We start from the raw sequence: 21,581 nt of genomic DNA on the forward strand, positions 1-21,581 counted from the left end.
TATAGTATCTATAAGGGAGTTGCTGCGATTGATTACGACGATTTTTTCCGCTGTGGCAGCTTATGTTGCCACCAGTATTGATTATGTCATCATTTTGCTGATCCTGTTTTCGCAAACGATGAAAAAAGGTCAGCTAAAATCCATTATTATCGGCCAGTATCTGGGGACATCCATATTAGTGGGTGCCAGTCTATTAGCTGCTTATGGCTTGACGCTCGTACCGACTCATTGGGTCGGCCTGCTGGGCCTCATTCCGATTTATCTGGGAATCAAGGTTTGGAAGAGGGAAGAAGAAGAGAATGACGAAGAGGATCTCTTGTCCCGCTTGTCTTCCGGAAAGTCCAATCGCTTGTTTGTCACCATCACGGTCATTACACTGGCTGCTGGCGGGGACAACATCGGTGTCTACATACCCTACTTTTCAACCTTGAATCCGAGTGAAACCATTGTGATGCTTGTTGTCTTTGCTATCATGACGGCCGTTTTGTGTTACCTCAGTTACCGCTTGGCAGCCGTTAAGTCGGTCTCTGAAACGATTGAGAAATGGGAACGCTGGATTGTGCCGGTGGTCTTTATCGGACTCGGTATCTTGATTATGGTGGAGAATGGGACATTCCGTTTCCTTTTGGATTTGGTGAATTGAACTGATTTTCACACCCTATGCTTCTTATAGAAGAGAATCTATTGCTTTAAAAAAATGAGTTAGGAAAAGGAGTGAAAGAAATTGGCAAAAGAAATTTGTGATGTGGTTTGTATAGACGAGGAAAAGGTGGAAAGAGTCCAGCACCAGCTGGCGGAACAAAACCCGTTGGAAGTCGCGAAAATTTTTAAGGCATTGTCAGACGATACCCGTATCAAAATTGCTTATGCTTTATCGTTAGAGGACAAACTTTGTGTTTGTGATGTCGCGAATATCATCGGTTCTTCTACTGCGACAGCTTCTTACCACCTGCGTTTGTTAAAAAATATGGGGTTGGCGAAATACAGCAAAGAAGGCAAATTGGTCTACTATTCATTAGATGATGCGCATGTGAAACATCTCGTGCAAGTGGCCTTCACTCACCAGAAGGAAGGTGTCAGCATTGGTTGAGAAAATAAAGACAGAAGAGGAAAAAAACGTCTTCCGGGTGGAAGGCTTTACATGTGCCAACTGTGCTGGAAAGTTCGAGAACAACGTCAAGAAGATTCCCAGTGTCCAAGATGCCAAAGTGAATTTCGGAGCCTCAAAAATTTCCGTTTACGGGGCGGCCACCGTCGAAGAATTGGAAAAAGCCGGTGCATTCGAAAACCTGAAGGTCGCGCCTGAAATTACCGGTCGTCCAGCGGGTTCGAAAACGGAAGCCGAAAAAGCGACCGTCAAAAAAGAGGACAAAGTGCCGTTCTACCAAAAACACAGCACCTTGCTCTACTCCGCCCTGTTGATCGTCTTCGGGTACATTTCCCAATTCGTAAACGGGGAAGAAAATTTGATGACGTCCCTCCTTTTTGTGGCCGCCATAGTCATTGGCGGGTACTCGCTCTTTAAAGTCGGTTTTCAGAATTTAGTTCGCTTGGATTTCGACATGAAAACCCTTATGACGGTTGCCGTCATTGGGGCAGCCTTCATCGGCGAATGGGCGGAAGCGTCCATCGTGGTCATCCTTTTTGCCATCAGTGAAGCATTGGAACGCTATTCCATGGACCGGGCCCGACAATCCATCCGTTCGTTGATGGACATTGCCCCGAAAGAGGCACTTGTCCGACGGAATGGACAAGAACAGCTGATTTCGGTAGACGACATTGCCGTCGGAGATACCATGATCGTCAAACCCGGACAGAAGATTGCAATGGACGGCATGGTGGTCAACGGCTATTCGGCGGTCAATCAGGCAGCGATTACGGGTGAATCCGTGCCCGTCGGCAAAACGGTGGATGATGAAGTCTTCGCCGGCACGCTGAACGAAGAAGGCCTGCTCGAAGTCAAAGTCACCAAGCTGGTCGAAGACACGACCATTGCAAAAATCATCCATTTGGTAGAAGAAGCGCAAGGCGAACGGGCTCCTTCACAGGCGTTTGTCGATAAATTCGCCAAATATTATACACCGATCATCATGGTCGTTGCCGCACTCGTCGCCATTGTCCCTCCCCTCTTGTTTGACGCCAGCTGGGAAACATGGGTCTATCAAGGACTGGCTGTGCTCGTAGTTGGCTGTCCATGTGCTTTGGTTATTTCCACACCGATTTCAATTGTATCCGCTATTGGTAATGCAGCGAAAAAAGGCGTTTTGGTAAAAGGCGGCGTGTACCTGGAAGAAATGGGCGCTATCAAAGCGATCGCGTTTGACAAGACCGGCACCCTGACCAAAGGGGTTCCCGTCGTCACAGACTTTGAGGTATTGAACAAGGGTATCAATGAAAAAGAACTGCTTTCCATCGTCACAGCGCTGGAGTATCGCTCCCAGCATCCCCTTGCTTCGGCCATCATGAAAAAAGCGGACGCAGAGAACATTTCTTATTCTTCGGTCTTGGTCGAGGACTTCTCTTCCATCACCGGCAAAGGCATCAAGGGAACTGTCGAGGGAATCACTTACTATATCGGTAGCCCGATTCTCTTCAACGAGCTGAGTGCCGCAAGTGCTGATAAGAACTTGGAACAGAATGTAACGGCTCTTCAAAATCAGGGCAAGACGGCAATGATCATCGGAACGGAACAAACAATCCTGGCGGTCATTGCCGTGGCAGATGAAGTCCGTGAATCCAGCAAGGAAGTCATCCAGAAATTGCACCAGATGGGCATCAAGAAGACGATTATGCTGACGGGTGACAACAAAGGAACCGGTCAGGCCATTGGCCAGCAGATCGGCGTCACCGAAATCCAGGCCGAACTGATGCCGGAAGACAAACTGAATTTCATCAAACGCTTACGAGCCGAATACGGCAATGTCGCGATGATTGGAGACGGCGTGAACGATGCTCCGGCACTCGCGGCTTCTACTGTCGGAATTGCCATGGGCGGTGCTGGAACGGATACCGCTATGGAGACCGCTGATGTGGTCTTGATGGGCGATGATTTGAGCAAACTGCCGTTCACGATGAAGTTAAGCAGGAAATCATTGAACATTATCAAAGCGAATATCGCATTCGCCATCGGCATCAAAGTGATTGCGTTGCTGCTGGTCATCCCGGGTTGGCTGACGCTATGGATCGCCATTATGTCCGATATGGGCGCTACCCTTCTGGTCGCGCTCAACAGCTTACGGCTAATGCGCGTAAAAGAGTAACGAAAAGAGCTTTCCATTTGTCTGGAAAGCTCTTTTCATAAATACAAACTGCTACTCAACCAGTCTGCAGCACAATCTTATTTAATCCTCAAGATAAAGGGTATGGATTTTAGAAGAGGCACCCCTGGCACGAAGCGCCCCTTGTTAGTGCCGGTTCGTCTCTTTTGAAATAAAAATGAGCAGAAATATACGATTTTTCTAATGACCAAATGCCGAAGGAGGAAACAGAAATGACGGATGAAACAAAAAAGGATCTGGACTTATTGGTAATCGGTGCTGGATCAGGCGGCTATGTGGCGGCCATACGTGCTGCACAGCTAGGGAAAAAAGTGGTGTTGGTGGATAAGGCCGAATTAGGCGGCGTTTGCTTGAACCGCGGGTGTATCCCTTCCAAAGCGCTGATCAGTGCTTCTGAACGAGTAAAACACATCCAGCATGCCGGTTCCATGGGCATCAAGGTTTCGGGTGAAGTAGTCGTAGATATGCCGGAAGTCGTGAAATGGAAGGACGGGATTGTAAATAAACTCACGAGTGGGGTCCAGACCTTGCTGAAAGGCAATGGCGTGGAAGTCATTAGCGGGGAAGCTTATTTGACAGAATCCCATCAGGTCAAAATCAAAACCGCAGACGGAGAACAGCTCTATACCTACAAAGATCTGATTCTGGCAATCGGTTCCCTGCCGACTGAACTGAAAAGCCTGCCGTTCGATCAAGAACGGATTCTCTCGTCAACAGAAGCTTTGACGCTTCAGGAAGTGCCGAAACATCTCGTGGTGGTCGGCGGCGGGTATATCGGATTGGAACTCGGAACAGCCTATGCCAAATTCGGGGCGAAAGTGACCATCCTGGAAGGAACGGATACCATTCTTCCAGGGACGGACTCTGCACTGACAAATGTGGTTAAACGTCACTTAAAAGATTTGGGCATCACGGTCATCACCAATACCATGGTCCAAGGCGGTGAAAATACAGGTGAAGAAGTCAATGTCCGGGTTCAGGTGGATGGCAAGGATGAGGTCATTAATGGCGATTACTGTCTGGTTTCTATCGGAAGAAAACCGAACACAGGAAACATCGGCTTAGAAAACATTGGCGTGGAACTTGATCAACGTGGGTTTATCAAGATAAATAACCAATGTCGAACCACAGTTGATCATGTGTACGCGATCGGCGATTGTGCAGGCGGTGACCTTCTGGCCCACAAAGCGAGTTATGAAGGCAAGATTGCGGCAGAGGTGGCAAGCGGTCAAAAAAGCGTGATTGATTTTCAAGCGATGCCGTTTGTTATCTTCAGCGATCCGGAAGTTGCGTATACCGGATCGACCGAAAAAGCAGCAAAAGAACAGGGCTATGAGACAGTTTCCAGTCGTTTTCCGTTCCAGGCGAACGGTCGCGCTTTATCCATTTCCGATGCCGATGGTTTTGTACAGATTGTGGCTGAAAAAGAGACCAAAAGGGTGTTGGGCGTCCAGATGGTCGGACCGGAAGTATCGTCCCTTATTGCCGAAGCGGTCTTTGCCATTGAGACCGGAGCGACTGCCGAAGACCTCAGTCTGACGATTCACGCCCACCCTACGTTACCGGAGCCATTGATGGAAACTGCGGAAGGAATCATGGGACACCCAATTCATATGCTAAACAGAAAATAACTTATAGCGAAAACACATCGAGGCCGGTCTGCACATTCATAAGCGCAGGCCGGTTTGTTTTTATACGAGCGTCTATGACTTTCTGAAGTGATGATAAATCGAATAGATTAGCGAGTTCTCTCTTTTTTCAAAACGGAATTATTCGGAACAAAAAATCCACTTAATTGAAAGGATGCGAACTTCATGAAGATAGATAAGAACAATGCGTATATACCGGCACTCAAATACCGCTGGATGACCCGGTTCTACGATCCGTTAATTCAATGGGGGATGCAGGAAAAAAAGCTTAAAATGCATTTGGTCAATCAAGCAGCCCTTCAACCTGAGGAAGTGGTAATGGATTTGGCTTGCGGCACAGGAACCTTGGCACTCTTAATACGGCAATCACATTCTCACGTTCAAGTGATTGGAGTCGATGCGGACCCGGAAATAGTAGCAATTGCGAAAGAAAAAATCAACAGAAATCAAACTAATGGAATTAGCTTCAAGGAAGGATTTTCTGACCGGCTTCCCTTTTCTAATAATCTGTTTCATCATGTCTTTACCAGTTTATTTATTCACCATTTAACGTTGGAGAAGAAGAAGGAAACTTTTGAGGAAGTTCGCCGGACACTCAAACCGGGCGGCCAATTCCATATTATTGATTTTGAGAAGCCGCAAAACGGTTTGATGCGTGTTGCATTCTTCCCCGTCCAGTTGTTAGACGGGTTCGAGACCACTTCCCCTCATGTCAATGGCATTATTCCGAATCTCTTGAAAGAAACCGGATTTGCTGCAATTGAAGAGACGGGGCAATTTTCAACCGTGGTTGGCACTTTACGGGCATACAGAGCTTTTAAGTCATAAATTTCTCGATATTTTTTATTAAATTCACTTCGTAATCATGAGGGCTAAAGCTTGAAATGGATATCAGAAAAGCCTTCGTAAAAGGAAACTTAAACAAATTAATAAGGAGAGAAGATGTGCTTGCAGCACCACCTCTTCTCCCCCTTTGTATTCAAGCAAATTCAGATAAATTAATGATATGTAAACCAAAGAAACTTATTTATCCTCATGGCTCCCATAACATGATAGAGACTCTAATTAAGCAAGCACTTGCTCCAATCCAGTCATATAATTGAACGGCTGTCGCAATGTGCTTGATTTATCCGTCTGCTTCCTAGTTGTTCAAGTGGGCTCCCTATAAACAGCTTAAATCTTCATTAATAGTCAGTTTTACCCGGCACAACATGACAAGTGGGAAACATCCTGGTCGAACGTTAGCGCAGCCAGCTTTACCCCTTCGGCCATGGTTAGATACGGCGCGAAGGTTTCGCTAAGATTTTCAATGGTCAAACCGAATTTTACGGCAAGCGTCACCGCATAGATGACATCTCCAGCATTTTCCGCTACGATATGCCCGCCCAGCAGCTGGCGTGTTGTCGCATCCGCCACCAACTTGAATACTCCGGTCGTTTCCCGGTTCACTTGCGCTCGCGGAACAGCCTCCAACGGCAGGACGGAAGTAAGGACGTCATAGCCGTTTTCTTTTGCCTGTTTCTCTGTCAAGCCGACCGTGGCAACCGCCGGCGCTGTAAACGTGACGCCCGGCACAACGGCCAAATCCAGTTTTTCACTCCGTCCACCGACCGCATTTCCTGCCGCCACTCGCCCTTGATAAGCCGCTACATAGACAAACTGAGGACCCAGTGTAACATCGCCCGCTGCATAAATCCGTTCATTGGTGGTCTTGGCATAATCATCAATCCGAATTTCTCCAAGACGTCCTGTTTCGACACCCGCCGCCTGCAGATTCAAGCTTTCCGTATTGGGCTTTCGGCCAGCTGCAATCAGCAATTGTTCGGATTCGATGATCCGCTTCTGGCCATCCACCTCGACATAAACTTTTTTCACCTCTCCATCCTGTTCAATTCGCTCGTATGTGGCACCGGTCACTAACTGAATGCCTTGCTCGGTCAAAGCTTTCGTGAGGGCTTCCGAGATTTCCGGATCATATTCCTTGAACAAACGCGAACTTCTTTGTATCAGTGTGACTTCTGAACCGAGGTGGTGAAATAGCTGGCCCAATTCCACACCAATATAGCCGGAACCGATGACTGTCAGGCGTTTCGGCACTTTCTTTAGCTCTAATAAGGTCGTGCTGGTCAAGTAATCCACTTCTGCCAGACCGGAAATGGCTGGCACAGCAGGAGCCGCCCCCGTCGCAATCAGAAACCGTTTGGCAGATAGCTTCAGGCCATCCACTTCAATAGTATGTTCATCTACAAACCTGGCTTCCCCTTTGATCAACTCAAAACCGTAGTCTTCAATCAAATCGACATATTTCTTGTTCCGGAGATCCGTCACCAATTCCTCTTTCTGTTTGACCAGCGGAGCCAAATCCACTTCATTCGCAGAGGTATGCAGCCCGATAAACGGGTTGTTCCTGGCCAAGTGATTGATTTCTCCCGCCCGTAATAAGGTTTTGGAAGGAACACAGCCAATGTTCACACAGGTACCGCCTACCGTTCCCCGTTCGATCATCGCCACTTTCGCCCCGTGTTTCACAGCTTCGATGGCGGAAGAAAAGGCGGCTCCCCCGGAACCGATGATGATGTAGTCAAATTCGCCTTCTTCATCCGGGCGGAGTGCTTCTTGGGCTCGGACTTCTTCTGCTTCCCCTGGCTGATACTTGGCTTCAGCAATTGCTTTTTTTGCCTTTTCAACCTCCATGTTTTCCGGCAGTTCAAATAGGGCTTCTCCTTTTCGAAAATCAGCTTGAATCGCTTTTGCGCCAATCGCTTCAAGCGCGACTGCAATGTGTTCTTCGCATCCTGTGCAGGTCATCCCTTGGACATCCACTCGATACTTTTTCATGTTCTACTCCTCCTCCATCAATACATCAATAATCGGGCATTCATGCAGCTCTTTTTTATCCGGACACCGGTCTTTCAACTCACTCAGCATCCGTTCCGCACGCTTTAGATCCTCAATCTGCTTTCGGACTTCCACTTCTTTTCTGGAAACAAAATCGAACATATCTTCACAGCGCACATTGTCTTTGTCCACAACACCCAATAATTTATAAATTTCATTCAATGAAAATCCCAACTCCTGCAGCCGCCGGATAAAGCCTACCCGTTTGACCGTTTCCTTCGAATAAATCCGATACCCCGAATTATTCCGGACCGGTTCTTGCAATAGCTCTTTTTGTTCATAGTATCGGATGGTTTCCTTATTCACTTCACATAAGGTTGCAAGTTCACTGATTCGATAGCTCAATTTTCTTCACCTCAGAAAAAGTATAAACCATGTACTTAGGTACATGGTCAAACATCTACACTTCAATACTTTCTTTCTATATATAAAATTTCAAGTTATTAAAACTAGATTTAAAATAGTCGTTTATTAAAAATAAAGCGTTCGTAAAAGTACACTTTCGCGAACACTTTGAATTGGACTAAAATGACTGAAAATAGCGTTCGTAAATATATCAAATGACTCTGCGAACGTTCGCTGATGTACAGACACTTTTACGAACGCTCTTCAGTTACAGTCAGTCAGCCCTGTCCTGACGAGCCAGCCTCAAGAATTATTTAACCAAAGAAAAACTGCCGGGAAGCTTCCCGGCAGTTTTAGCTATCTTTAGATTGAGTTTTCCCCAGTCTTCGTGCGTATTGCCTTATCTTTTTCGTTCAATTCATGAAGCAACTTTTCTCCCTCAATATCCAAATCCGGAAGAATCTTGTCGAGCCATTTCGGCAGCCACCAGATCTTGTCGCCGAACAGTGACATGACGGCCGGGACAAAGACCATGCGGATCAAGAAGGCATCGACAAGGATGCCGAACGCCAAGGCAAAACCGATCTGCTTGATCATGATGTCGTCCGTGAAGATGAAGCCGGAGAATACAGAAACCATGATCAATGCGGCGGCGACAACGACTTTACTTGCCGTCTTATAGCCGCTGACGATGGCCCGGTCGCCTTTTTCGCCGTGGATATAGGCTTCGCGCATCGATGATACGAGGAAGACCTGGTAATCCATGGCGAGGCCATACAGGATGCCGGTCACCATGATCGGAATAAAGCTCAGCAGCGGGCCGCCGGTGTCGATTCCGAAGAGTAAACCGAGCCAGCCCCACTGGAAGACGGCGGTGGTGGCGCCGAACGTTGCCATGATGCTCAACAGGAAGCCGGCCGTCGCCTTGATCGGGATGAGGATCGAACGGAACACGACCAGCAAAATAAGCAGTGACAGCACGACGATAATGGCGATATAGATCGGGAACACTTCAGCGAGTTTTTCCGAGATGTCGATATTGATCGCCGTCAAGCCGGTCACGCCGATTGCCGTATTGGTGTTTTCGGTAGCTGCGGCATCTGTCCGCAAGCTTTCCACCAATTGTTTTGTCGCTTCATCGGTCGGCCCGTTTTCCGGGATGATGCTGATGATGGCGATCGTGCCATCTTCATTGAATCCGCCTGGAGATACTTCCGCTACGCCGTCCAGCTGCGAGATATTGGCGAGCAGCTGGAAATATTCCTGCGGGTTCACCGCAGCCGCGTCCTGGTCTTTCGCCACGACAAGCAGCGGGCCGTTGAACCCTTCGCCGAAGCTGTCGGAAATGAGGTCATAACTTTGTCTCGTCGCCGTGTCTTGATTGGCGCTTTCACCGGAGGGCATGCCGAGGTTCATTTGCGCGACCGGCACTGCGAGGGTGCCGAGAACCACGATGACCAGCAGGATCGCTGCCCATTTCATCTTCAATAAGCCGGTGATCCAAGCACCAGAAAAGCCTTGCTTGGAATCCTTGCCCGTAAGTTGCTTGTTCCTTGCTTTAGCTGAGACAATCCGTTCGCCGATCAAGCCAAGCAAGGCCGGAAGCAAGGTGAGCGCGACCAGCACATCGATCAATACGGTCAATGCGGCGACGAGCGCCATGCTGCTGAGGAACGAAATGCCAATGACGAGCAAGCCGCTGAGTGCGATGATGACAGTCAGGCCGGCAAAGAATACCGCGCTGCCTGCTGTGCCGACTGCACGGGCAGCGGCTTCTTTAGCAGGCAATTGTTGTTCGGTGATCAAGTTGCGCTGTCTGTTGACGATAAACAAGGCATAATCGATGCCGACAGCGAGGCCGATCATCAAGGCGAGAACCGGTGTCAGGCTGTTGATTTCGAACATGCTCGACAAGGCGAATGTGCCGCCAACACCGACACCGACGCCGATCAATGCCACAACCAGCGGCAAGCCTGCGGCGATGAGTGAACCGAGCGTCACGACCAAAATAACCGCTGCGATCGCGAGCCCGATGATTTCATGCGTGCCGCCGATCGGGATATCGACGCCTTGCAGCGCGCCTGTCGGAATGACTGTAATGGAAGAGTTGTCTTGAGCGATATTCGCGGCATCCGCGAGTTCTTCACGCTCCGCTTCACTCAAATCTTCCGCTGTTTTGGTCAGTTGGAACTGGAATAACGCGACCGTGCCGTCTTCTGAAATCTGGATGCCAGGGACCGGCATTTCTTGAACGATGAACGGGCGGTGGTTGACTTCAGACGCTGGGAGCTGGCTCATCATCTCTTGCATTGCCTGCATCTGTGCCATTGCTTCTTCGTCTTGGATCATGTCCATCGGATTGACGACATGATCCAAATTGTAAATTTCATTTGCGGCCATGGCTAAAGCTTGGGCATTGGCCGGATCGTCAATGGCTTCCCCTTCCGGCACTTCGAACAAATAACTTCCCTGCCCGCCGGATGCCGCCGGGTATTCTTCTGCCAATTCGTCCAATACGTCCTGTGCGGCGGTGCCGTCGATTCTTGTTTCACTGCTTGTATTCACGCCATTCGTGACGATGGCGGTGATGATGATTCCTAATATGAGCAGCCAGCTGGCAATGAAAATCCATGGCTTGCTATACGCTGTTTTTCCGATGCTGTAAAAAAATCTCGACACGTGTGCAACTCCGTTCTATTGATTGATTAATTAAAGCCTTTTCGCAAATGGGCAAAGACGGTATCGATGTATCGGTTGAATTCATTGTCCGTTTCACCCTGCTCCCCGTCCTCAGGCAATTTGACGGCGATGCTTTCATCCAGAACCGGCAAAATCGCCCCGAATACGGCACCAATCAGGATATGGTAATACTCTTCCGGATAATCGCTGCCGAACGCTTCGCTGATGCCGCGTTTCGCAAAATCCTGCACTTTCATCAACGCCCCGGTGACATAGAGCTTAAGCGCCGGGTAGTCGCGCGACAGCGAAACAAGCTGGTTTAGCCGCCTGAGCTTATTGATCGTGAAACTCCCCCGGATATACAATTCGATGGTGTCTAAAGGCGTGTAATTTTCTGTGGAAAAGGCGAATTGGCCGTCTCGCTGCGAATAATCGTCCATCGTCAAGGCGTTGGCGACCGCTTCTTCCTTGCATGAAAAATAATTGGCAAAGGTCCGGCGCGAATAGCCTGCCGTCCGGACGATATCTTCCACGACAAACCCGTCCACGCCACGCTCCCACGCTAAATTAAACGCCGCTTCCGCCAAGGCCTGGCGCGTCGCTATTTTTTTCTGATCCCGCAAATTGCCATCTGGCATCTCATCACCCCTTTTTCAATCCTTTCCTGTTATACCACGAATATTGCCCAATGTGCAATTTTTCCCTTTGGGCAATCATAAGAGAGCCGAACAGTTTTATGGGCACTTACATCGAGGCTTCCGGCGCAAGTGGTTTCACGGGCCTGATTGGCTGTATAATGGCTATAGTCCAGTTCATTAAGGAGGCCCTTATGAAAACCCATTATTATTTAGGCTGGTTTACGGATTTTTTTCCGGAGAACTTAAGCAAAGCATTAAGGGAAGATCTTACGGAACGGAAATCGCTCGTGATGGTCAGCTCGGACCCATCTGACCCTGAAGTTGATGGGGCTGTGGAGCGTTCATGGCTCAATCAGGCGGGCATTTCATTCGACGAATACCATCTTATCGATTCGAGCATAGAGCGCGAAGTGGCACATGCCTCAATCAGGGATGCCTCGGCCATTTTTCTATTGGGCGGAGATACGCTTAAGCAAAACCGGTTTTTGAAGGAGTTCAAATTGGCAGAGCCGATCAAAACGAGCGCGGCTTTGGTCATGGGCGCGAGCGCCGGGGCGATCAATATGTCCGCTAAATGGAAATGCTCGGAACGCTTTGGGTATCCTTTGGGCATGGACACCGTGTGTGACGGGCTCGCCCTGGATCCTTTTTCTGTGCTGTCCCATTTCGATCTCGAAAACAATATGGCACTCGTCCAAGAAGAACTGTCTGCGCTGTCGGAGGAAATGGACGTGTATGCGTCCAATAAAGACTGTGCCCTACGCACACGAGAGGGCCATCTCGACATTTTCGGGGATGTCTATGCCATGTCGCGCTCACAAGTCCGGAAAGTGGAAGAAACTTTTTAGCTTCATGGCTTATCAATAGGCAAAACAAAAAACGTTCGGCAAACGCATTTACATGCTTGCCGAACGTTTTTCTATCGGTTCAATTCTCTTGGCACTTAACAATGGTTCTTCCCAAATGCTCGCCGTTCTTGATCGCTTCGATCGTCTCGGGAACTTGGTCGAGCGAGATTTCGTCCGTCAAGGCCGTTTGGGTGATGTTCCAATCGGAGGACATCTTATCCCAGATCTCGCCCCGTTTTTCGATCGGCACATTGACCGAATCGATGCCGAGCAGATTGACGCCTCTTAAGATGAACGGCAAGACCGTCGTCGTCAGCTGGAGGCCAGCCGCATTGCCGCACATGCTCATGCTGCCGCCGTAGGAAATTTGCGGGATGATGACTGACGCAACATCGCCGCCGACAGTATCGAGGACGTAATCGAACTTTTGCTTGCTGAGCGGCTTTTTCAATTCGCCCAGATCATCCGGGAAAATGACTTGGCCAGCCCCGAGCGATTTCGCCACGTCCACTTGGCGGTCTTTCCGCACCAATGCCGTGATGTTCGTGTAGCCGATCTTCGAGAGAATCTGCAAGGCAAGGCTGCCGACCCCGCCAGTCGATCCCGTCACCAAAAGCGACGGATTGTTTTTCGGGTCCATGCCGTGCCGTTCGAGCGCTTGAATGGACAGGGCCGCCGTGAACCCGGCCGTCCCGAACACCATGGCGTCTTTCAGGCTCAAGCCCTCCGGCAGCGGGACGATCCACTCGGCCGGAACGCGGGCATATTCAGCGAACCCGCCGGTATGGCTCATTCCCATCTCAAAGCCGGTGACGATCACTTCCTGCCCTTCCTGGAATCGGCTATCCCCTGTATGTACAATCGTGCCGCTGAAGTCGATCCCTGGAATCATCGGGTAATCGCGGATAACGCCGCCTTTCTTCTGCACCGCGAGCATGTCTTTGTAGTTGATCGACGAATAGGCCACTTTCACCAAGACGTCTCCATGCGACAATTGCTGCTCATCGATTTGTTCAACCCCATAGACGATTTCGCCCTGTTGCTCTTTGATGACAATCGCTTTAAATGGATTCATGAAAATCCCTCCTTACCTGTCTCTTCCCGAATCCCTGCATAAGCAAAACTACTAGCGCCGAAGGATTTCAAAATACTGGCCCCTTCAAAAATAAGCCGTCGCAGCTTTATGACATGCTGCAACGGCCCACTTACCTCAAAACCCTTCCGTATCGATAAAGTTCTCTACTTCTGACCACTCCTGGATCCTCGGGAAGTTCAAATGGCGATTATAGGATTGGTCCTTGACGATCACTGTCGTTTTTCCTTTGTCTGCCAGGGTGTTCAATACTTCTGGCTTGTCATCGAAATAATAATCCAATTCGATTTTCTCGATAAAGCGGATTTTTTCGTGGTCTTTCATTCCGTAGAAAAACCGCTCTTCTTCGATCGGGAAACCTTGTGTTTTCATCCATTCCAAGGTGCGTTCCCCATGCGCTTTCGGCCGCGATGTAATATAGAAAATCTCATGGCCGCTTTTCTCCAGTTTCTGCACCGTCTCCACCGCGTCCGGAAACGGCGGGCATGAGTTGAAATAAATGTCTTCCAGTGAGGAATTCCACATTTCCGCTCCCTGTTCATCCGTCAGCTCAAATGCTTCGTGGATTTCCACTCTTTCCAAACGATGAAAAACAGCGAGCGGCACTTCTTTGTTCAATTTCTCATTATAGAGATGAAAAGCGTATTCCCTTAAATTGATCAATGTATCATCGATATCGAACCCAATTTTCATGCGATAACTCCTTTACGATTCGTAGATCGGGTAGCCGGTCATCTTGAAATCCTTGCCGATCTTCGTGATTTCGGCATCCGCCAATTCAATCGCTTCGTTCATTTTATCGAATCCTGCGCCCCCCAAAAAGCTTGGCGCTCCTTTGCCGCCGATTAATTTCGGGGCGATGTATAAAATCACTTTATCGATCAGCTGCGCTTCCAGGAACGAGGCGTTGATCGTGCCCCCGCCTTCAATCAACACGGATGTGATCCCGTTTTCCCCCAACACAGCCAATGCTTCCTTCAAGTCCACGCTTTTCACGCCGCCCGTCCGGACGACTTTGATGCCGGCCGACAACAATTGCTGCTCTTTGGCTTCATCCGGCTGTTGGCTCGTGAAGATCCACGTGTCCGCTTTTTTGTCTTGTGCCACTTTCGACGCCAGCGGGATCTTCAAACCGGAATCGATGACGATGCGGACCGGGTTGCGCCCATTCGGGATTCGGGCGGTCAGTTCGGGGTCGTCCTGGATGACGGTATTGACGCCTACCAGGATCGCCATATTTTCATGCCGGAGCTGGTGTGCATCCCGGCGCGATTCAGCTGATGTGATCCATTTGCTGTCATAGGAATGCGTCGCGATCTTGCCGTCCAAGGTAATGCCCGCTTTCAATGTCACAAAAGGGCGTTTTTCGGTGATGAAGGTATTGAATACTTCGTTCAATTGCCAGGCCTTTTCCGATTCGACCCCGGACACGACTTCGATTCCCGCAGCTTCCAGTATCTTCACGCCATTTCCAGAAACGAGGGGATTCGGGTCCAGCGTGCCGATGACGACTTTTTTCAGCCCCGCTTTCACGATGGCTTCCGCGCAAGGACCTGTTTTTCCGTGATGCGAGCAAGGCTCGAGCGTCACATAGATGGTTGCGCCTTGTGCTTTTTTCCCCGCCATTTGGAGGGCATGGATCTCAGCATGCGCTTCCCCTGCCTTCATGTGCGCCCCGATGCCTACAATCTGGTTGTCGTTGACGATGACCGCGCCCACTAATGGATTCGGGTCGGTTTGCCCTTTCATCGCCTGTGCATTTTGAATCGCCAAGTTCATGTAAAATTCATCGTTAAACATTCGGGCAAGCCACCTCTTCCTCTAGATGGCCGGAGCGCCTCACTTTTGTCTGGAGATAGCTTTCGTTGAACTCGGAATGATCTCCCCATAAAGCCTGTCTGCCCGATAACTGCAAACCCGCATTTTGCATGGCTTCCAGTTTTTTCGGGTTGTTGGTCAGAAGTGTCACCGGCTTGGAACGCAATGCACGCAATACCGCAATCGCATCATCGTAGTTTCTCGTATCGTCTTCAAACCCGAGCGTTTCATTCGCATCGACGGTATCGTAGCCATTTTCCTGAAGCAGGTAAGCCATCGCCTTGCTGAACAGCCCAATGCCTCTTCCTTCATGGTTCGCGAGATAGAACAACGCGCCTGTCCCGTGTTCGACGATCATTTTCATCGACTCTTTCAATTGATAGCCACAATCGCAGCGCTTGCTGCCGAAAATATCGCCTGTATGGCAAATAGAATGCATCCGGATCAAGGCCTCTTCATCATTAGCGAAATCACCATACGCCAATACACTCGATTGTTGCAGTTCCGCCAAATTAGAGGAAGATAATTTTTCGATCACTTTTTGGTAATCCGTGGCCACTTCGTCGCAGCCCAGCCAACAGTACCATTGGAAGGTCACCGTTTCCCCGTATAAATTGACCGGAAGCTGAATCGGGCCGACCAGATAGATCGCCCCTTGTTCTTTTTGGATCAATTGAATTTTGCCTTCTAGAGCCGACAGCATCTTGGAATCGAATTTTACTTGCGCCATTCACACGCACCTCTTTTTAGGAAATTTTTAAAAACCGTTTTTCACTTGCTAATGTAAATAATGCCATCATTCAGCGGGTTTCTCCAAGAAGAAAGCATCAGCCACTGGAAATAATGCGATATCCATCGCTCGCGGTTTGTTTCTTATGGAGATTTAATATTCTTATGAGAAAACACTTAACCAAAAATAAATAGTTTCCTGAAAGGAATAATTGTTATCTATAAAATAACTTCAGTAAACTAGAATGTCAATGATTTATTTGTTAATATATAAATAAGTTTCTTAAAAGAAAACAAATGGGGGTCATCCACTTGGAAATCGGGGCAAAGATTCGTGCCATTCGGAACCGCAAGAAAATCACCATCGCTCAAATGTGCGAAGGCACCGGCCTGTCAAAAGGGTTCATCAGCAACATCGAGAACAATAATACATCTCCTTCCATTACGACACTCAATACGATCGCCGCTTTCTTGAAGGTCCCCCTTTCGTATTTGCTGTTGGAAAAGCAGCAGCATATGCGCGTCGTCCGCAAAGGGGAGAGGAGAAATTCTTCATACAATCACTTGAAAATCGAACATTTGGCTTCAAAGGGTGGTTTGCGGACGATGATCATCGAGATTCCCCCAGGCGCCTCGATCGGCGAGCCGCATGCCCATGAAGGTGAAGAATCCCACCTCGTGCTGCAGGGGAAAATTTTCGCCGAACAAGGGGAAGATTCATTCGTCGTCGAAGAAGGCGACTCGTTCAGCTGGAATGCCAGTGTCCCGCATTTCGTGAAAAACATTGGGGAAGATAAGGCCATCATCTATATCTCGATTTATTCCGATACGGAATTGATGGATATCCTGTAATCTCTTTGGCCATCCATCCGGCCATTTCGCGATTGACTTCTTTTTTATTCCCGTTATAATGAAACACAATATCTGCATAACGAAGATTTGCCAAGGCAGGTCGAATATAAGAAGAAAAGCGATGATAAGAACGAGTACCCGTGACTGAAGCATACAGAAAGCAGCCGGTTGATGAGAGGCGCATGCGGTGTCCGGGGAAATACCTCTTTGAGCTGTGTACCGAACCTTCAGTAGGCTACACCGGAGTTGCATCCGTCATCCATGCAGGAGTATCGCTTCGGCCGTACTTTCCAAGGGAAGCTGTGCGAGCAGCTTCCGAACTAAGGTGGTAACACGCATATCCGCGTCCTTTAGGGTTTTTCCCTAAGGGCGCTTTTTTGTATTCTGATCGTTTTTGCGATATGGACGATTTCAAAGACAAGGAGATGTTAGCATGCGACTCACCCCAGCCGAACAATTGAAAATCATTGAAAGAGGAGCCGCCGAAATCATCGAGGAAGGCGAATTGCTCCAAAAGCTTGAACACTCATACAATGAACAGCGCCCCCTGACGATCAAGCTCGGGCTCGACCCGTCCGCCCCTGATATTCATCTTGGCCACGCGGTAGTGCTGCGCAAAATCAAGCAATTGCAGGACCTCGGCCACCAGGCGGTCATTTTGATCGGCGACTTCACCGGGCGCATCGGCGATCCTTCCGGCAAGGCGAAAGGGCGGACCGCACTCAGTGACGAGGAGGTCCGGAAAAACGCGGAAACATACTGTGAACAGATTTTCAAAGTGCTCGACGAAACGAAAACGACGGTACGTTTCAATAGCGGATGGCTGTCGAAATTGAATTTCGAGGAAGTCTTGAAACTCGCTGCCAGCACGTCGGTCGCACGCATGCTTGAACGCGACGATTTCCAGAACCGCTACCAAAACCAGTCGCCGATCGGCCTTCATGAGTTTTTCTACCCGCTCATGCAAGCCTACGATTCCGTTGAACTGAAAGCGGACATCGAAATCGGCGGCACCGACCAGACTTTCAATATTTTGATGGGCCGCACGCTGCAAAAGCATATGGGACAGGAAAAGCAAGTCGCCATTTTCATGCCGCTGATCGAAGGGCTCGACGGCGTGGAGAAGATGAGCAAAAGCCTCGGCAATTACATCGGCGTCAGCGAAGCGCCTGAAGTCATGTTCAAAAAAGTGATGGAAATCCCCGATCCCCTGGTCTTCAAATACTTCGAACTCGCGACAGACGAAGACCCCTTGTCCGTCGAATCCATCCTCGACCGCTTGGAAGCAGGAGAGAATCCGCGCAATATTAAATTGGAGCTGGCGGAAATCATCACGAGGCTCTACCACGGCGAAGAAGCGATGAAACAAGCACGCCTCTATTTCGAGACCGCTTTCCAAAAGCGCGAAATCCCGGAAAACATCCCTTCGCTATTGGTGGAAATCGGCAAGGAACGCATCGGGGAGATCATCCCGCAGTTCGTCGCGTCCGGTTTCGTGCGCAGTAAAAGCGAATTCGTCCGGCTTATCGGCCAAAATGGGGTATCATTCAATGGCGAGAAGTTGACGCAAGAAGAACTCGATACGGTCGTCTACAACGGTGACGTCCTGCAGATCGGCAAAAAGCGCTTCGTGCGCTTTGAAAAATAACCATATAAAGAGGCGAAGAAACGGATACCGTTCTGCGCCTTTGGTGATTCAATCTATTTTTTGTATTGCATGTAAACGACTTGAGTCGCGAGGAAGTCTTCCATGCCGTGCTTGCCATCCGCCCCGCCGAGGCCGGATTGGCGCATGCCGGCGTGATAGCCTTGCACCGCCTCGAAGTTTTCGCGGTTGACGTAAGTTTCGCCGAACTTCATCTCATTGACGACGCGCATCGCTTCGTTCAAATCGTCGGTATAGACAGAAGACGATAAGCCGTAGACGGTATCATTGGCCATGTCGATCGCTTCCTCCAAGGTGCTGTAAGTGGTCATCGGCAGCACCGGCCCGAAAATCTCTTCTCGCATGATGTCGGAATCATGCGAGACATTCGTCAAGATGGTCGGTTTATAGAAGAAGCCGGCGTCAAAGCTAGGCCGCTCACCGCCAGTCGCAAGATTCGCCCCTTGTGCGACAGCCTCTTTCACCATGCCCTCGACCGTTTCCAAACGGTCCTGGCTGATCAATGGCCCCATGTCCGCGTCTTTATCTTCTCTTGGGTTGCCAAGCTTGGTCGCTTCAAACGCTTCGACGAGTTTTTGGGTGAATTCCTCTGCCACGCTTTCGTGGACATAAAGGCGCTCGGCATTCGTACACGCCTGTCCGCCGTTTGCGAGCCTCGACATGGTGATGGCTTTTGCGGCCAGGTCCAGATCGGCGTTCTGTGTGACGATGGCCGGCGCTTTGCCGCCCAGTTCCAGATTGACCTTGGTGATGTTTTTCGCTGCCGCCTCCATCACTTTCGTTCCAGCCGGCAAGCTCCCGGTCATGGTGACCATCTGGACTTTTTTGTGCGAAGCCAGCGCATTGCCGATTTCAGAGCCAGTTCCGGTTACGACATTATAGACGCCTGCCGGGATTTCCTCCATCGCGTCGACGATTTTCGTGAATTCCATGGCGGTATTCGGTGTCTGTTGGCTCGGTTTGATGACAATCGTGCAGCCTGTGACAAGCGCTGTCGCGACTTTTCTCGCCAAGATGAATACCGGGAAGTTCCACGGAATGATACCCGCCACGACGCCGATCGGCTTTTTATAGACAAGGATGTTTTCATTCGGCCGGTCGCTAGGCACGATCTCCCCTTCGATCCGTCTTGCCCATTCGGACATATAATGGAAGTAATCAATCGCGAGGTCGACTTCGCCGCTCGCGAGTTCATAGTCTTTCCCTTGTTCTTCCTGCAATAGGTCGATGAACTTATCGCGGTTCTCGGCGATCTTATCCCCCAGTTTGCGGACGATTTTCCCGCGTTCGATATTCGGCGTCAATTCCCATGCCTGCTGTGCCTGATGCGCCGCTTCAACTGCCTTATCCACGTCTTGTTCCGTGCCTTTTGGAATTTTGGAAATCACTTGTTCCGTTGCCGGATTGATAATGTCGATCCATTCATCTCCAGTGGAAATGATGTATTCACCGTTCACGTACATTTGATGAGTTTGCAAAAGATCTCCTCCTAATTTTCAAATTAGTAGGTTTTTCCCTTCCCAGTTACCGGTAAACTTGGCCTTCTGCACTAACATGCTTAGACAAGACCGAAACCCACACGAAAGGTCATTCTTTTCCCAGAAAGCGCGTCTCCAGTTCCTGTTCAGATCCCCGGGCAACCCGGTAAGCCTTGGCATGGGGGCGTGAGCTGACTGCGCCATGCAAGTCCTGTCCGATAAAATGAAGCGCTGCGCCGTCATCCGCGGCGAGCCCCGGCTTGATCAGCCCTTCTGTAAGCAAGCGCTGAAACGCAGGACGCCGGTTTGCTTCCCCGTCGTAATGCGGGCAATTGCTGCCGGGCAGAAAGCCTAAGCAAGCCAGCGCATGGAGATCCTCACCATAAGAATCGGTGACACCTTGTTCGAACCAGCAAATCGACCCTGCACTGATGCCGGCCAGGATGATTCCCTGGTTCCAGGCTTTTTCGATGATCCGGTCCAAGCCCCACTCCTTCCACAGTACAAGCAGGTTTTTCGTGTTGCCCCCGCCGACATACAGGATGTCCTGCGACAAGACCAACTCTTCCAGTGCTTGTGCAGGCGGCTTGAATAACGACAGATGCGTAGGCTCGCAATCTTGCTGTTTGAAGAAATCGTAGAAACGGCCGATATAGCTATCTGCATCCCCACTCGCCGTTGGGATAAAGCAGATTTTCGGCGTTTCTTTCTGTGATTGTCCCAATATGTATAAATCGAGCAGTGGATTGTCCGGCTCCATCGAGAAGCCGCCTCCGCCCAGTGCGATAATCTGTTTCATCGGGTTTCCTCCTGCAATTACTTTTTGTGTATCTGTTGCTCTTCAAGCAAACGCTGCAATTTCATCGCAACTTCTCGCGGCTTCACATCGACATCTTGCAACTCTTTTAGTTCGACCCATACCGGTTCGTACGTTCCACTATGCCGGTCCGGGTCAGTATACTCTTCTCCCAGACCACTTCCGAATATGCCGCCGATCCTTTTCGCTGTAAAATAATACTGATCGCCTTGATAGGCTATTTTTGCGAAAAGCCTTTGGATTTCCACTTGCACACCCAGTTCCTCGAATGCTTCCCTTTTCGCTGCAGCTTTTGGTGTTTCATGTTGTTGCATGCCACCGCCCGGAAAAACATAATACACAGAACCGTCGCGTACGCGTTTGATCAATGCCACCTTATTTTCTTCGATAAGTACGACCGCTCCTCTATTCCCCATACAGCTCTTTATCTTTCTGATTGCTTAAACGGATATAATACGGAAACAGCACGATAAGCAACAGCCCGATCGTTCCGCTCACATACCCAAGCCCCATCAAAAATCCGCCATTATTAAACGATACGTACTGCCTCGCATCACAAGATGGACAGTTCTTGCCGTCTTTTGATACGCCCAGTTTCCAGATATCTTTCACTTTCCACTCGGTTCCGCAATTTGCACAATATGCCATTATTGACCACTCCTTACTGCTAATTACGCTTTTATTCGTATAAAGTTTCAAATGATCAAAGTAAGTTAACCGAGCACCTGCTCTTTACAGATCCTGAGTCATTCCATTACACTCTACCTATTCAACAAAACACTTGAATAGATAA

General features: G+C 49.4%; 20 protein-coding genes and 1 other annotated feature. Of the genes, 8 read left to right on the forward strand and 12 right to left on the reverse strand.

Annotated features, from left to right (window positions below; genetic code table 11):
- The first annotated feature begins 28 nt into the window (after positions 1-28).
- From BBI15_RS15280 to BBI15_RS15300, 5 genes are all read left to right on the forward strand, one after another.
- Complete coding sequence (locus BBI15_RS15280) at positions 29-643, forward strand: CadD family cadmium resistance transporter (RefSeq protein ID WP_068870871.1); 615 nt, start codon at positions 29-31, stop codon at positions 641-643.
- 81 nt (positions 644-724) lie between these two features.
- Positions 725-1,090, forward strand: a complete 366-nt coding sequence (locus BBI15_RS15285) for an ArsR/SmtB family transcription factor (protein ID WP_068870873.1) — start codon at positions 725-727, stop codon at positions 1,088-1,090.
- Positions 1,083-3,260, forward strand: coding sequence for a heavy metal translocating P-type ATPase (locus tag BBI15_RS15290; protein WP_068870875.1), 2,178 nt, complete (start codon positions 1,083-1,085; stop codon positions 3,258-3,260). The genes BBI15_RS15285 and BBI15_RS15290 overlap by 8 nt, the downstream gene beginning before the upstream one ends.
- A gap of 230 nt (positions 3,261-3,490) precedes the next feature.
- Complete coding sequence (lpdA, locus tag BBI15_RS15295) at positions 3,491-4,909, forward strand: dihydrolipoyl dehydrogenase (RefSeq protein WP_068870877.1); 1,419 nt, start codon at positions 3,491-3,493, stop codon at positions 4,907-4,909.
- A 183-nt stretch (positions 4,910-5,092) separates the two neighbouring features.
- Complete coding sequence (locus tag BBI15_RS15300; protein WP_068870879.1) at positions 5,093-5,755, forward strand: class I SAM-dependent methyltransferase; 663 nt, start codon at positions 5,093-5,095, stop codon at positions 5,753-5,755.
- A 369-nt stretch (positions 5,756-6,124) separates the two neighbouring features.
- Here BBI15_RS15300 and merA read toward each other — a convergent pair whose 3' ends face one another.
- The 4 genes from merA to BBI15_RS15325 all read right to left on the reverse strand — a co-directional run bounded on the left by merA (position 6,125) and on the right by BBI15_RS15325 (position 11,487).
- Positions 6,125-7,765 (reverse strand): mercury(II) reductase, encoded by a 1,641-nt coding sequence (gene merA / locus BBI15_RS15310; protein ID WP_068870883.1) that lies wholly within the window; start codon positions 7,763-7,765, stop codon positions 6,125-6,127.
- A 3-nt stretch (positions 7,766-7,768) separates the two neighbouring features.
- Positions 7,769-8,170: a mercury resistance transcriptional regulator MerR gene (merR, locus tag BBI15_RS15315; protein ID WP_068870885.1), complete on the reverse strand. Its 402-nt coding sequence runs from the start codon at positions 8,168-8,170 to the stop codon at positions 7,769-7,771.
- A 363-nt stretch (positions 8,171-8,533) separates the two neighbouring features.
- Positions 8,534-10,849, reverse strand: a complete 2,316-nt coding sequence (locus tag BBI15_RS15320; protein ID WP_068870887.1) for an MMPL family transporter — start codon at positions 10,847-10,849, stop codon at positions 8,534-8,536.
- Between the two features lie 26 nt (positions 10,850-10,875).
- Complete coding sequence (locus BBI15_RS15325) at positions 10,876-11,487, reverse strand: TetR/AcrR family transcriptional regulator (RefSeq protein ID WP_068870889.1); 612 nt, start codon at positions 11,485-11,487, stop codon at positions 10,876-10,878.
- Between the two features lie 191 nt (positions 11,488-11,678).
- Between BBI15_RS15325 and BBI15_RS15330 the strand changes: the two genes are divergently transcribed.
- Positions 11,679-12,335: a Type 1 glutamine amidotransferase-like domain-containing protein gene (locus tag BBI15_RS15330; protein WP_208599436.1), complete on the forward strand. Its 657-nt coding sequence runs from the start codon at positions 11,679-11,681 to the stop codon at positions 12,333-12,335.
- Between the two features lie 79 nt (positions 12,336-12,414).
- Here BBI15_RS15330 and BBI15_RS15335 read toward each other — a convergent pair whose 3' ends face one another.
- The 4 genes from BBI15_RS15335 to BBI15_RS15350 all read right to left on the reverse strand — a co-directional run bounded on the left by BBI15_RS15335 (position 12,415) and on the right by BBI15_RS15350 (position 15,976).
- Positions 12,415-13,410, reverse strand: a complete 996-nt coding sequence (locus BBI15_RS15335) for a YhdH/YhfP family quinone oxidoreductase (protein WP_068870891.1) — start codon at positions 13,408-13,410, stop codon at positions 12,415-12,417.
- A gap of 135 nt (positions 13,411-13,545) precedes the next feature.
- Positions 13,546-14,121 (reverse strand): 5' nucleotidase, NT5C type, encoded by a 576-nt coding sequence (locus BBI15_RS15340; protein WP_068870893.1) that lies wholly within the window; start codon positions 14,119-14,121, stop codon positions 13,546-13,548.
- Between the two features lie 12 nt (positions 14,122-14,133).
- The gene (gene ribD / locus BBI15_RS15345; protein ID WP_068870895.1) at positions 14,134-15,228 is read right to left on the reverse strand and encodes a bifunctional diaminohydroxyphosphoribosylaminopyrimidine deaminase/5-amino-6-(5-phosphoribosylamino)uracil reductase RibD; all 1,095 of its coding nucleotides are present in this window, start codon (positions 15,226-15,228) and stop codon (positions 14,134-14,136) included.
- Positions 15,221-15,976, reverse strand: coding sequence for a GTP cyclohydrolase II (locus BBI15_RS15350; protein WP_068870897.1), 756 nt, complete (start codon positions 15,974-15,976; stop codon positions 15,221-15,223). The genes ribD and BBI15_RS15350 overlap by 8 nt, the downstream gene beginning before the upstream one ends.
- A 311-nt stretch (positions 15,977-16,287) precedes the next feature.
- Between BBI15_RS15350 and BBI15_RS15355 the strand changes: the two genes are divergently transcribed.
- Both BBI15_RS15355 and tyrS read left to right on the forward strand, forming a co-directional pair.
- Positions 16,288-16,827 (forward strand): helix-turn-helix domain-containing protein, encoded by a 540-nt coding sequence (locus BBI15_RS15355; protein ID WP_068870899.1) that lies wholly within the window; start codon positions 16,288-16,290, stop codon positions 16,825-16,827.
- A gap of 112 nt (positions 16,828-16,939) precedes the next feature.
- Positions 16,940-17,181, forward strand: a binding site (T-box leader).
- A gap of 79 nt (positions 17,182-17,260) precedes the next feature.
- On the forward strand, positions 17,261-18,475 hold the full coding sequence (gene tyrS / locus BBI15_RS15360) for a tyrosine--tRNA ligase (RefSeq protein ID WP_068870901.1): 1,215 nt from the start codon (positions 17,261-17,263) through the stop codon (positions 18,473-18,475).
- A 53-nt stretch (positions 18,476-18,528) separates the two neighbouring features.
- Here the strand turns inward: tyrS and aldA are convergent, their stop codons facing one another.
- The 4 genes from aldA to BBI15_RS15380 form a co-directional block, all read right to left on the reverse strand.
- Positions 18,529-19,971, reverse strand: coding sequence for an aldehyde dehydrogenase (aldA, locus tag BBI15_RS15365; RefSeq protein WP_084632969.1), 1,443 nt, complete (start codon positions 19,969-19,971; stop codon positions 18,529-18,531).
- A gap of 109 nt (positions 19,972-20,080) precedes the next feature.
- Positions 20,081-20,770 carry a Type 1 glutamine amidotransferase-like domain-containing protein gene (locus tag BBI15_RS15370; protein ID WP_068870905.1) on the reverse strand — a complete coding sequence of 230 codons (690 nt, stop codon included), beginning with the start codon at positions 20,768-20,770 and terminating at the stop codon, positions 20,081-20,083.
- A 17-nt stretch (positions 20,771-20,787) separates the two neighbouring features.
- Positions 20,788-21,204 carry an NUDIX hydrolase gene (locus BBI15_RS15375; RefSeq protein WP_068870907.1) on the reverse strand — a complete coding sequence of 139 codons (417 nt, stop codon included), beginning with the start codon at positions 21,202-21,204 and terminating at the stop codon, positions 20,788-20,790.
- Positions 21,194-21,436 (reverse strand): hypothetical protein, encoded by a 243-nt coding sequence (locus tag BBI15_RS15380; protein ID WP_068870908.1) that lies wholly within the window; start codon positions 21,434-21,436, stop codon positions 21,194-21,196. Before BBI15_RS15380 ends, BBI15_RS15375 begins: the two co-directional genes overlap by 11 nt.
- Positions 21,437-21,581 lie beyond the last annotated feature (145 nt).

This window comes from Planococcus plakortidis (genome assembly GCF_001687605.2).
In the GTDB taxonomy this organism is placed as follows: domain Bacteria; phylum Bacillota; class Bacilli; order Bacillales_A; family Planococcaceae; genus Planococcus; species Planococcus plakortidis.